Annotated in this window: 11 protein-coding genes and 1 pseudogene; 9 read left to right on the forward strand and 3 right to left on the reverse strand. The window is 44.9% G+C overall.

The genetic code is table 11. From position 1 onward, the window contains the following. Positions 1 to 59 precede the first annotated feature (59 nt). Positions 60 to 878 (forward strand): ammonia-dependent NAD(+) synthetase, encoded by an 819-nt coding sequence (gene nadE / locus AC0OMA_RS01835; protein ID WP_003246440.1) that lies wholly within the window; start codon positions 60 to 62, stop codon positions 876 to 878. Between the two features lie 49 nt (positions 879 to 927). Here nadE and tmrB read toward each other — a convergent pair whose 3' ends face one another. Continuing rightward, on the reverse strand, positions 928 to 1,521 hold the full coding sequence (gene tmrB, locus AC0OMA_RS01840; RefSeq protein WP_063336043.1) for a tunicamycin resistance ATP-binding TmrB: 594 nt from the start codon (positions 1,519 to 1,521) through the stop codon (positions 928 to 930). 277 nt (positions 1,522 to 1,798) lie between these two features. On the opposite strand from tmrB, the gene AC0OMA_RS01845 reads away from it, so the two are divergent. Then, positions 1,799 to 2,359 (forward strand): shikimate kinase, encoded by a 561-nt coding sequence (locus AC0OMA_RS01845; RefSeq protein ID WP_014475740.1) that lies wholly within the window; start codon positions 1,799 to 1,801, stop codon positions 2,357 to 2,359. A 27-nt stretch (positions 2,360 to 2,386) separates the two neighbouring features. Here the strand turns inward: AC0OMA_RS01845 and AC0OMA_RS01850 are convergent, their stop codons facing one another. Next, positions 2,387 to 3,148, reverse strand: coding sequence for a class I SAM-dependent methyltransferase (locus AC0OMA_RS01850; protein ID WP_015382709.1), 762 nt, complete (start codon positions 3,146 to 3,148; stop codon positions 2,387 to 2,389). A 116-nt stretch (positions 3,149 to 3,264) separates the two neighbouring features. On the opposite strand from AC0OMA_RS01850, the gene AC0OMA_RS01855 reads away from it, so the two are divergent. From AC0OMA_RS01855 to putR, 7 genes and pseudogenes are all read left to right on the forward strand, one after another. After that, the gene (locus AC0OMA_RS01855; RefSeq protein WP_015482768.1) at positions 3,265 to 4,239 is read left to right on the forward strand and encodes a LysR family transcriptional regulator; all 975 of its coding nucleotides are present in this window, start codon (positions 3,265 to 3,267) and stop codon (positions 4,237 to 4,239) included. A 71-nt stretch (positions 4,240 to 4,310) separates the two neighbouring features. Continuing rightward, entirely contained in the window at positions 4,311 to 5,267 is a 957-nt protein-coding gene (gene cah, locus AC0OMA_RS01860) for a cephalosporin C deacetylase (protein WP_015382711.1), read from the forward strand. 83 nt (positions 5,268 to 5,350) lie between these two features. Continuing rightward, positions 5,351 to 6,133, forward strand: coding sequence for a nucleotidyltransferase domain-containing protein (locus tag AC0OMA_RS01865; RefSeq protein WP_015482769.1), 783 nt, complete (start codon positions 5,351 to 5,353; stop codon positions 6,131 to 6,133). A gap of 189 nt (positions 6,134 to 6,322) precedes the next feature. Further along, positions 6,323 to 7,234 (forward strand): proline dehydrogenase PutB, encoded by a 912-nt coding sequence (gene putB, locus AC0OMA_RS01870; RefSeq protein ID WP_080030710.1) that lies wholly within the window; start codon positions 6,323 to 6,325, stop codon positions 7,232 to 7,234. A gap of 16 nt (positions 7,235 to 7,250) precedes the next feature. Next, positions 7,251 to 8,798, forward strand: coding sequence for an L-glutamate gamma-semialdehyde dehydrogenase (gene pruA, locus AC0OMA_RS01875; RefSeq protein WP_003234655.1), 1,548 nt, complete (start codon positions 7,251 to 7,253; stop codon positions 8,796 to 8,798). A gap of 123 nt (positions 8,799 to 8,921) precedes the next feature. Continuing rightward, positions 8,922 to 10,342, forward strand: a pseudogene (putP, locus tag AC0OMA_RS01880) (sodium/proline symporter PutP). Between the two features lie 152 nt (positions 10,343 to 10,494). Next, positions 10,495 to 11,730 carry a proline utilization transcriptional regulator PutR gene (gene putR / locus AC0OMA_RS01885; RefSeq protein ID WP_015382716.1) on the forward strand — a complete coding sequence of 412 codons (1,236 nt, stop codon included), beginning with the start codon at positions 10,495 to 10,497 and terminating at the stop codon, positions 11,728 to 11,730. A 36-nt stretch (positions 11,731 to 11,766) separates the two neighbouring features. On the opposite strand, the gene AC0OMA_RS01890 is transcribed toward putR, so the two are convergent. Next, positions 11,767 to 12,624 (reverse strand): TIGR03943 family putative permease subunit, encoded by an 858-nt coding sequence (locus AC0OMA_RS01890; RefSeq protein ID WP_163138452.1) that lies wholly within the window; start codon positions 12,622 to 12,624, stop codon positions 11,767 to 11,769. Positions 12,625 to 12,627: the final 3 nt, after the last annotated feature.

Below are 12,627 nucleotides of genomic sequence, written 5' to 3' on the forward strand. Positions count from 1 at the left end.
TTCATTGATTTGGGGAAATGATCAGTAACAAGGGAAAATGTACAGGAGGAATGATTGGGATGAGCATGCAGGAAAAGATTATGCGTGAGTTACATGTGAAGCCCTCAATTGATCCAAAGCAAGAAATTGAGGACCGAGTCAATTTTTTAAAACAATATGTAAAGAAAACCGGTGCTAAAGGCTTTGTATTGGGAATCAGCGGAGGCCAGGATTCAACACTTGCGGGAAGACTCGCTCAGCTTGCGGTGGAGAGCATTCGCGAGGAGGGCGGAGACGCTCAATTTATCGCGGTCCGTCTTCCGCATGGCACACAGCAGGATGAAGACGATGCCCAGCTTGCTTTAAAGTTTATTAAGCCGGATAAATCATGGAAGTTTGATATTAAATCGACAGTCAGCGCTTTTTCTGATCAGTATCAGCAGGAAACAGGCGATCAGCTGACTGACTTTAATAAAGGAAACGTAAAAGCAAGAACAAGAATGATCGCGCAATACGCGATCGGCGGCCAGGAAGGCCTTCTTGTGTTAGGAACAGACCATGCTGCTGAAGCAGTGACTGGTTTCTTTACGAAGTACGGTGACGGCGGAGCAGACCTCCTGCCGCTGACAGGCTTGACGAAGCGCCAGGGAAGAACACTGCTGAAAGAGCTGGGTGCACCGGAACGCTTATACTTAAAAGAACCGACTGCCGATCTGCTCGACGAAAAACCGCAGCAGTCGGATGAAACAGAGCTTGGCATTTCCTACGACGAGATTGACGATTATCTCGAAGGAAAAGAAGTATCAGCGAAAGTATCAGAAGCGCTGGAAAAACGCTACAGCATGACTGAACATAAACGCCAGGTTCCGGCGTCTATGTTTGATGACTGGTGGAAATAAGTTGAAGAAAGCCCGCTCTCGGAGCGGGCTTTTGTCGTGTACAGAAGCTTTATTTGATGCGGATATGATTCAGCTTTACCATTAATCTGTCGGTGAACCTTCGGAGGCTGCCTCTCGTATCAGGATCTAATGGGAGTTCGGCTCTCGCGGCAATGTTCTCTGCCACATCCTGAATCGACAGGTGGTCTGTTTGAATGTGGTCCTCAAAAATGGGTGATGATAAACCTTCAACGCAGCGGTCAATTTGTTTGGCGGCCCATGAGTTTTTTCCTTCTGCTCTGGTTTGCAGCCTTTTTAACAAGGTTTCCTTTGAAGCCATTAGTGTAAAGTGGTGAACGATCCTGCCTTCATGTCTGAGCCTGCCGATGATCTCATTGAAGTATTCAGGATGTACAATCGTCATAGGCACAATAATGATGCCGCGGTATGTATCTGTCAGAGAAGCTAGCAAACTGTAATTGAACGCCCGCCATAAGGGATAGCTTTGAAAATCGTCCTTTGCGATCTCCTGCGGCACCATGGAGCGCAGCGCAAAACCCATTTTCTCGGGATCATACACGTAAGATGGGTTCAGCCTTCTGTGCAGTTCGAAGGCTGTTTGTGTTTTTCCGGAACCGAATGCCCCGTTTATCCAAATGATCATCGCCATTTCTCCCTTCCTATTTATCATACAGAAAAAGACCCTTCCATCGAAGAGTCAGCTGGAAAAACAATAAAGGCGGAAGGTTTTAATGCTTTTTTGCGTCGAAGTATTAAAATACCTGCAGAAATGTTGTACAATGAATGTCATTCAGGCAAAAATGGCTAAACAACAAAGCGCACTATAAGCTTGACCAGTAAAGCCGGTATCTATATAAATATTCGCTAATTAAGCATATAATGAAGATAAACTTTCATTCCTTAGGAGGATTTCGCCGAAGATGAACGCTAAACGAGCCATCCCAGTAAGAGAAAGAAATATCGTCCTGATTGGATTCATGGGTGTAGGAAAAACGACAATCGGCCAATTGGTCGCTAAAAAATTATATAGAGATTTTATTGATATTGACCAAGAGATCGAAAAGGATTTCAATATGTCAATTCCTGAGATATTTGAGAAAAAGGGAGAAGACTTTTTCCGGAAAACGGAGAAGGAATATATTTTAGACATCTGCCATCATAAACGATTCAAAATCGTATCTCTGGGCGGGGGATCTTTTAAACAAGAAGAAATCAGAAATTGCTGTCTGGAAAACTGTCTCGTGCTTCATCTTGACCTGTCATGGGAGAATTGGAAGCAGCGCGCGGATTTATTGATCGAAAGCCGCCCTGTACTGCATAACCGTTCAATGGATGAAATGGAACAGCTGTTTAACGAAAGAAAAGTCATTTATGACAAGCACAATTCAAAAGTGGCAACAGACAACCTTTCCCCGGAAGAGGTTGCCGATTACATTGTTGAGACATTAAAAATTGGCTGGGATCTTTATCAGCCGATGTAAAAAGCCGTGCGCAGCGCACGGCTTTTTTTATCGTTTTATCCCTTGTATCAAAATCGCTTTTAAACAAAAGGAGACGGGCTGTCCGTTTCGGTTTAATGTAATACAGAACGTGTCGCGTGCTTCGTCTGATGTGTGGTTCAAGTGGGCAATGATTTGTTTTTCCCGGTCAGCGGGGGTTCCGCCTCGTTTGATCCAGCTATCGTATTGAATCGGCAAGTTCCACTTTTGGATGTCTTGATAAGCCAGTTGATTGGCGCTGAACATCGCCTGCCATTCTGATAATGAGCTTTCTCGAACATGGGAAGGGTCTCGAAGCCGGTTCAACTGATTGACAAACTCATCAAGAATGGGATCTTCAGGCGCGTAATGATCAACTAAGAGAAAACGTCCGTCCTGTTTCAGTACGCGTGCAACCTCGCTGACAGCTTTGCGGACATCTGAAAAATGGTGGGCTGCGTATCGGCAGGTGATGATATCAAATGAATCGTCGGGGAAGGGGAGTGACTCTGCCGTTCCTTGCTGAAAGCGTACGTTTTCAGCTCCTTTTTCTTGCGCGAAGGAGGACGCAACCTCTACCATCTCTTTCGTTGCATCAACACCGATGCACTCCTGTACATAAGGAGAAAATGCCAGGGCCGTATGGCCGGCGCCCGCTCCGATATCCAGCACCCGATGCTCTGCCCGGCATTCCGCTGTTTTGATCATCAACCCCAAATCTTCCCCCTCGGCAAATACCTTTTCATCCCGATACATCTCGGCGTTTTTAGAAAACGGTGTTTCATTTGTCATTTGAACCAGCTCCTTCTTTTGTAAATGATGATATGGATTATGTTAGCAATTTCTGTTATGATTCGTCCAAGATATAAAAATGATGAAAACGATAGGTTCAACCTATGGAGGCTGAAATGGATATTAAAGTGATGGAATATGCAGCGGAAATTGCCCGGCGCCAAAGCTTTACAAAGGCGGCGGAACATCTTCATATCGCACAGCCGTCTCTCAGCCAGCAAATCAAAAAGCTTGAGGCTGAGCTGGGGCTTACCCTTTTTCACAGATCTCATGGCTCTGTTACACTGACACCTCACGGCAGGCGTTTCATTGAAAAAGCCGAGGACATCATTCGTTCCAGAGATGATTTGCTTCGGGAAATGCAGGAGCGATCACAGGGAATCGGTCATAAATTATCCATCGGAATTCCTGCTGTAACAGGGAGATATCTCTTTCCTCCGCTGCTGAAGCAGTTTTTGGCGCGCTATCCTCATGTGGAGGTTCAGCTTGTTGAAAAAGATCCGGTTTCATTAGAGGAGATGACGGCAAAGGGAGAAGTTGACCTTTCTGTTTTATCCTTGCCGATCGAGGATGAACGGCTCTCCATTACACCCTTGCTCACGGAACCGGTTGTTCTCGCGGTGCCGAAGGAAAAACAAAGGTGGATGCCGCCGGAAATGGTCGCGCTGATTGAGAAAGCGCTGGAAGAAGATGAGGGCCGCCATCCGTGTGTGCCGCTTGCCATGGTAAGGAACGTGCCCTTTATTCTGTTAAAAGAAGGCTTCGGCTTTCGCAGGACAGTTCTCGATCTCTGTGCAGAAAGCGGCTTTAAGCCGAATGCTGCCTTTAAGACGAGCCATATTGAAACCGCCCAATCTCTTGTGGCTAACGGATTAGGTGTGACAATGGCACCGAATATGGTCAAAAGGGATAAAGATCCGGGTGTAATCTATTTATCGATTCAATCCGCGCCATCACGAACCCTCGTCTTTGTCTTTTTAAAGAACCGCTATGTCAGTCTGACCGCCCAGGCCTTTATGGAACTAAGCCGGGAAAGTCTTAAACAAACGTTTGATGAAGGCTGTCTGGGAAACAAAGCTGAAAATATTTAGAAAACAAAGCCGAAACGTGGTAGTATAGGAATACAAACTAAATCTTATAAAACAAAGGGGAATAATCGGAAATGCAACTATTCGATCTGCCGCTCGACCAATTGCAAACATATAAGCCTGAAAAAACAGCACCGAAAGATTTTTCTGAGTTTTGGAAATTGTCTTTGGAGGAACTTGCAAAAGTCCAAGCAGAACCTGATTTACAGCCGGTTGACTATCCTGCTGACGGAGTAAAAGTGTACCGTCTCACATATAAAAGCTTCGAAAACGCCCGCATTACCGGATGGTACGCGGTGCCTGACAAGGAAGGCCCGCATCCGGCGATCGTGAAATATCATGGCTACAATGCAAGCTATGATGGTGAGATTCATGAAATGGTAAACTGGGCACTCCATGGCTACGCCGCATTCGGCATGCTTGTCCGCGGCCAGCAGAGCAGCGAGGATACGAGTATTTCACCGCACGGTCACGCTTTGGGCTGGATGACGAAAGGAATTCTTGATAAAGATACATACTATTACCGCGGTGTTTATTTGGACGCCGTCCGCGCGCTTGAGGTCATCAGCAGCTTCGACGAGGTTGACGAAACAAGGATCGGTGTGACAGGAGGAAGCCAAGGCGGAGGTTTAACCATTGCCGCAGCAGCGCTGTCAGACATTCCAAAAGCCGCGGTTGCCGATTATCCTTATTTAAGCAACTTTGAACGGGCCATTGATGTGGCGCTTGAACAGCCGTACCTTGAAATCAATTCCTTCTTCAGAAGAAATGGCAGCCCGGAAACAGAAGTGCAGGCGATGAAGACACTTTCATATTTCGATATTATGAATCTCGCTGACCGAGTGAAGGTGCCTGTCCTGATGTCAATCGGCCTGATTGACAAGGTCACGCCACCGTCCACCGTGTTTGCCGCCTACAATCATTTGGAAACAGAGAAAGAGCTGAAGGTGTACCGCTACTTCGGACATGAGTATATCCCTGCTTTTCAAACGGAAAAACTTGCTTTCTTTAAGCAGCATCTTAAAGGCTGATAAATGTGAAAAGCCGCCGCATATCATCAGGCGGTTTTTTTCTGCAAACTGCCGGAATGAGAACAGACTGGAGACGAATAGATATGAAACAAAGAATCATTGATGAATTAAAACGGATCGAGCAGTCATACGGAGTCAAAATCGTGTATGCCGTCGAGTCAGGAAGCCGCGCATGGGGATTTCCCTCGCAGGATAGTGATTACGACGTCCGCTTTATTTATGTGCCGAAAAAGGAGTGGTATTTTTCAATTGAGCAGGAGCGGGATGTGATTGAGGAACCGATTCACGATTTACTGGATATCAGCGGCTGGGAGCTGAGAAAGACGCTGCGCCTCTTCAAAAAATCAAACCCGCCGCTCCTTGAATGGCTGTCCTCAGACATTGTGTATTACGAAGCATTTACGACCGCAGAGCAGTTAAGAAAACTGCGGAAGGAGGCATTTAAGCCTGAAGCAAGCGTGTATCACTATATCAATATGGCGAGAAGGAACGTCAAGGATTATCTACAAGGACAAGAGGTCAAAATTAAAAAGTACTTCTACGTTCTTCGGCCTATTTTGGCCTGCCAATGGATTGAAAAGCACGGAACCATTCCGCCAATGGACTTTACTGTTTTGATGAATGAACTTATTGCTGAACCCGAGCTGAAGGCTGAAATGGAAACTTTGCTTGAACGGAAAAGAAGAGGAGAAGAGCTTGACCTCGAAGCAAGAATCGATGTTATTCACCAATTCATTGAAACGGAAATCGAAAGAATCATGGAAGCGGCAAAAGAACTGAAGGCAGAGAAAAAAGATATGACACCTGAGTTGAACCGTTTGCTTTTGAATACGGTTGAAGAAGTGTGGAAGGATGGAGGAAGCTGATGTTTTTTGTCGCTTCCTTTTCTCCTTTATTCGACAAAATCCCCCCCGACTTTCTAACTATCTGATTGTGGCAAACCCACAAAAATAATCAGAATCTTTGTATTTTGAGAATATTGTGAACGCCGGTTTTGTCCATTTACAATAAACTCATACAAATACTTCTTAGATTGCGGGGTGTTGAGGTTGGAAGTGATCACAAGAGATTTTTTCTTATTTTTATCCAAAAGCGGCTTTCTCAATAAAATGGCGAGGAACTGGGGAAGCCGGGTAGCAGCGGGTAAAATTATCGGCGGGAATGACTTTAACAGTTCAATCCCGACCATTCGACAGCTTAACAGCCAAGGCCTGTCAGTTACTGTCGATCATTTAGGCGAGTTCGTGAACAGCGCCGAGGTCGCACGGGAGCGTACGGAAGAGTGCATTCAAACCATTGCGACCATCGCGGATCAGGAGCTGAACTCACACGTTTCTTTAAAAATGACGTCTTTAGGTTTGGATATAGATATGGATTTGGTGTATGAAAATATGACAAAAATCCTTCAGACGGCCGAGAAACATAAAATCATGGTCACCATTGACATGGAGGACGAAGTCAGATGCCAGAAAACGCTTGATATTTTCAAAGATTTCAGAAAGAAATACGAGCATGTGAGCACAGTGCTGCAAGCCTATCTGTACCGGACGGAAAAAGACATTGACGATTTGGATTCTTTAAACCCGTTCCTTCGCCTTGTAAAAGGAGCTTATAAAGAATCAGAAAAAGTAGCTTTCCCGGAGAAAAGCGATGTCGATGAAAATTACAAAAAAATCATCCGAAAGCAGCTCTTAAACGGTCACTATACAGCGATTGCCACACATGACGACAAAATGATCGACTTTACAAAGCAGCTTGCCAAGGAACATGGCATTGCCCATGACAAGTTTGAATTTCAGATGCTGTACGGCATGCGGTCGCAAACCCAGCTCAGCCTCGTAAAAGAAGGTTATAACATGAGAGTCTACCTGCCATACGGCGAGGATTGGTACGGCTACTTTATGAGACGCCTTGCAGAACGTCCGTCAAACATTGCATTTGCTTTCAAAGGAATGACAAAGAAGTAAAAAAGGAGAGATTATCATGACAACACCTTACAAACACGAGCCATTCACAAATTTCCAAGATCAAAACAACGTGGAAGCGTTTAAAAAAGCGCTTGCGACAGTAAGCGAATATTTAGGAAAAGACTATCCGCTTGTCATTAACGGCGAGAGAGTGGAAACGGAAGCGAAAATCGTTTCAATCAACCCGGCTGATAAAGAAGAAGTCGTCGGCCGAGTGTCAAAAGCGTCTCAAGAGCACGCTGAGCAAGCGATTCAAGCGGCTGCAAAAGCATTTGAAGAGTGGAGATACACGTCTCCTGAAGAGAGAGCGGCTGTCCTGTTCCGCGCTGCTGCCAAAGTCCGCAGAAGAAAACATGAATTCTCAGCTTTGCTTGTGAAAGAAGCAGGAAAGCCTTGGAACGAGGCGGATGCCGATACGGCTGAAGCGATCGACTTCATGGAGTATTATGCACGCCAAATGATCGAACTGGCAAAAGGCAAACCGGTCAACAGCCGTGAAGGCGAGAAAAACCAATATGTATACACGCCGACTGGAGTGACAGTCGTGATCCCGCCTTGGAACTTCTTGTTTGCGATCATGGCAGGCACAACAGTGGCGCCGATCGTTACTGGAAACACAGTGGTTCTGAAACCTGCGAGTGCTACACCTGTTATTGCAGCAAAATTTGTTGAGGTGCTTGAAGAGTCCGGATTGCCAAAAGGCGTAGTCAACTTTGTTCCGGGAAGCGGAGCGGAAGTAGGCGACTATCTTGTTGACCATCCGAAAACAAGCCTTATCACATTTACGGGATCAAGAGAAGTTGGTACGAGAATTTTCGAACGCGCGGCGAAGGTTCAGCCGGGCCAGCAGCATTTAAAGCGTGTCATCGCTGAAATGGGCGGTAAAGATACGGTTGTTGTTGATGAGGATGCGGACATTGAATTAGCGGCTCAATCGATCTTTACTTCAGCATTCGGCTTTGCGGGACAAAAATGCTCTGCAGGTTCACGTGCAGTTGTTCATGAAAAAGTGTATGATCAAGTATTAGAGCGTGTCATTGAAATTACGGAATCAAAAGTAACAGCTAAACCTGACAGTGCAGATGTTTATATGGGACCTGTCATTGACCAAGGTTCTTATGATAAAATTATGAGCTATATTGAAATCGGAAAACAGGAAGGGCGTTTAGTAAGCGGCGGTACCGGTGATGATTCGAAAGGATACTTCATCAAACCGACGATCTTCGCTGACCTTGATCCGAAAGCAAGACTCATGCAGGAAGAAATTTTCGGACCTGTCGTTGCATTTTGTAAAGTGTCAGACTTTGATGAAGCTTTAGAAGTGGCAAACAATACTGAATATGGTTTGACAGGCGCGGTTATCACAAACAACCGCAAGCACATCGAGCGTGCGAAACAGGAATTCCATGTCGGAAACCTATACTTCAACCGCAACTGTACAGGTGCTATCGTCGGCTACCATCCGTTTGGCGGCTTCAAAATGTCGGGAACGGATTCAAAAGCAGGCGGGCCGGATTACTTGGCTCTGCATATGCAAGCAAAAACAATCAGTGAAATGTTCTAAGCGGGACTAAATGGGCATCCTCCCTGCGGGGGTGTCCATTTCATCCATATACTATAAAAAAGAGGAGGAAGTGCCATAGAAAACACACAGCTGATTATTTCGATTTGTATTTATATGGCGGGAATGCTGCTGATCGGCTACTTTGCTTACAAGCGTACGTCGAATCTGACGGATTACATGCTGGGAGGACGCTCTTTGGGTCCGGCAGTAACCGCTCTCAGTGCCGGCGCTGCCGATATGAGCGGCTGGCTGCTAATGGGGCTCCCGGCGCCATGTTTTCAACAGGTCTGAGCGGAGTTTGGATTGTGTTCGGACTTTGCCTTGGAGCATGGGCGAACTGGCTCTACGTTGCGCCGCGGCTGAGAACCTATACTGAAAAAGCGGGGAATTCAATTACAATTCCCGGATTCCTGGAGAATCGCTTCGGAGATCAAACAAAGCTTCTCAGACTGTTTTCGGGAATTGTCATTTTAGTCTTTTTCACGTTTTATGTATCGTCCGGAATGGTGTCCGGCGGCGTCTTATTCAACAGCATCTTGGGGATGGATTATCACACCGGCCTGTGGATTGTGACGGGTGTTGTTGTGGCATATACCCTGTTTGGCGGCTTTTTGGCAGTCAGCTGGACAGATTTTGTTCAGGGGATCATTATGTTTGCCGCACTCATTCTTGTGCCGATCGTTACGTTTTTCCACACAGGAGGAGCAGGTGATACAGTTGCTGAAATCCGCTCTGTAGACCCTGATATGTTTAATATTTTCAAAGGAACGAGCGTCCTTGGCATTATTTCTTTGTTTGCCTGGGGGCTGGGATACTTTGGCCAGCCGCATATTATTGTGCGTTTTATGGCGATCACGTCTGTCAAAGAGATCAAAAGAGCGCGCAGAATCGGGATGGGCTGGATGATTTTGTCTGCAGTAGGCGCAGTGCTGACCGGTTTGGGCGGAATCGCTTATTACCATCAGCGGGGCATGACACTGAAGGACCCTGAGACGATTTTTATTCAGTTAGGGAATATCTTGTTCCATCCGATTATCACGGGTTTTCTGATTTCAGCGATTTTGGCTGCGATTATGAGTACCATTTCTTCTCAGCTGCTTGTGACATCAAGCTCTCTGGTAGAAGATTTGTATAAGTCGATGTTCAGACGCTCAGCTTCAGATAAAGAACTGGTGTTTTTAGGCCGACTGGCTGTTCTGGCTGTTTCAATTGTCGCGTTGGTTCTGGCTTGGGAGAAAAATAACACCATCCTTGGATTGGTCAGCTACGCGTGGGCGGGCTTCGGTGCATCATTCGGGCCAGTTGTACTGCTCAGTCTGTTTTGGAAACGAATGACCAAATGGGGGGCACTCGCCGGCATGATTGTGGGAGCAGCGACTGTAATCATTTGGGCGAATGCCGGTCTTTCGGACTTTCTGTATGAAATGATACCTGGTTTTGCTGCGAGTCTATTATCTGTCTTTTTTGTCAGCATATTGACGCAGGCTCCGTCACAAGCTGTCACAGACCAGTTCAACGACTACCAAGATACAATGTCACAATAAAGATCGAAAGGAGGAGGAAGGGGCTGTCCCTTTTTCCTCTTTTCTCCTTTTAAGCGGCTATTTTTTTCTTTTGGAAACAAACGTATTTTTTTCTATACAAAAAGACCCCGTATGGATATGATTAAAGTAAAAAAAGTATAGGAGAAAAAGGTATGGAAGAGCTTTTAGAGAGAGTTTTTTCATTTTCAGATGTTGATAAGCTGATTGATTTTATTAGCTATGAGCTGCAAAAGCCAGTGATACTGGAAAGCGCGGATTTCTTTTTGTTAGCCTATAATTCTTACTATATTAACCATTTTGATTCTGCCAACCAGCAGACTATTTTTTCGAAAAAGTGTCCGGTCCAGATTTTTGAGAGGTTTCTGAAGGACGGAATTATTGAAAAATTGAAAACAGAGCCTGAGCCTTTTCGCGTCAATAAAATTGAAAGCATCGGGTTAAACCAGAGGGTGGTCGTGAGTGCAAAGCACAAAGGGGAAGTCATGGGCTACATCTGGATACAGGAGCTGGACCAAAATCTGACGGATGAAGAGCTCGACTTTTTGTACGAGACCTCCTTCCATGTCGGGAAAATCATTTATAAAACGAATAAATTGAAACAGGAAAAGGAAGAAAAAGCAGAGAATCTCATCAAACGGGCGATCTATCAGCAATTTACCTCTGAGAAGGAACTCAGACGGGAAGCTGAAAGGATCAACACCGTGCTGCCTTCCATGTTTTCAGTTGTTATCCTGCACGCCGCAAATGGGGATGGGGAAGCGGTTGAGGATCTAAAGGAAAATATCAGGTCGTACCTGAATTTACGGGATAAGGTCAGTCATGTCTTAACGATCGAATCAAATATTGTCATCGTCGTAGCGAGTTTTTCCCAAAAAAGCTCCGTCTCCTCAGCAGCTTCTGAGTTTATTAACAAGCTGTTAACACATTTTCACTTTCAAAAAATACCTACCCCTATTTATATCGGTATCGGAAACGAATATAATCACCTATTAAAACTTGGCAAGAGTTACACAGAAGCACTTGAAGTCATCAAAGCCGCAGAAATCACCGGCAATCAGGAAAACATTCCATATGAATATGCCAAACTCGGCATTTACCGCTATTTAGAAAGCATCGAACAGAAAAATGAATTTTTAGAATACGAGAATAAAGATTTAGCTTTATTAAAAGCGAAAGACGAAGAAAGCAGCACTGAGCTGCTCAAAACCTTGGAAATCTATCTCCTCAACAACTGCAAAACAAAACCAGCGGCAGAACAGCTGTTTATTCATCAAAATACATTGAATTACCGCATCAAACAGATTACTGAGATGACGTCGATCGATTTAAGCGATTTCAGAACGAGGTGCCAGCTCTATCTCGATTTGATGCTGATGAAAAAGAAATAAAAAAGAAACCAGTACTTGTACTGGTTTCGTCTTCACTTAAAATCCTCTGTAAACATACGGATCATCAGGTTTTTTAATGGTATTCCAGTCAGTTACTTTGACGACAGGGAGAGTTGACTTGAATGGCTGGTAATATTCTGAGGCCAGAGTGCCCTTAATGTGAATCCATTCATCATCCTTGATGTCCATGTCCTTCGGAAATTCCACAAGCATCCCGTACACGCCGGAATCAGCGATACAGTGAATGATGCCAAACCTTAATACGAACAACTGATTTTTGTTAATTGCGTTTCCTTTGTAAGCAAATCCATGAAATTCTATCGTCCGTCCGAGAAATTCACCCGGATAGTTATAGATGGTTTCCATTCCTTTTAGGAAATCGTCATCGGTCAGAGAAATCTCTTTTTTGCTGGAATACTTATTAAACAGCTGTTTCATTTGTTTGTCATAGCTGTCTTGCGCGTAATAAAGGCTGGCATCAGGCCGCAAATACTGTGTTTGGGAGTAGTGATCTCCGCTCTCCATCGCCTTAAACGAGAACCCTTTTGTTTTGACTATGGATGAGTCAAGCGTTGCAATCGGGAAGAAGATGCCTGACACCAAAGGAAAAAGAAAAACAACATAAATCAAATAACGCTGATAAAATGGCTTGTTTTGTTCATGGTCATGCTCATGATCATGGCCGCACCCGCAATCATGGTCATGATGATGCCTTCTTTTTTCAGGCGACTTGATAAATAGGTACGCTTGAACGGCTGTCAAAATGGCCAGCAGGAAGATCGCAATAAAGGATAGATAGGCATATTTCATATTGATATATTTTGTTAGATTTCCTGAGGCATGCAGATGATAAAAGAAAAACGTAAATCCCATCAGCACCAATAAACGAAACATCCA

The organism is Bacillus sp. AMCV2 (assembly GCF_056033925.1).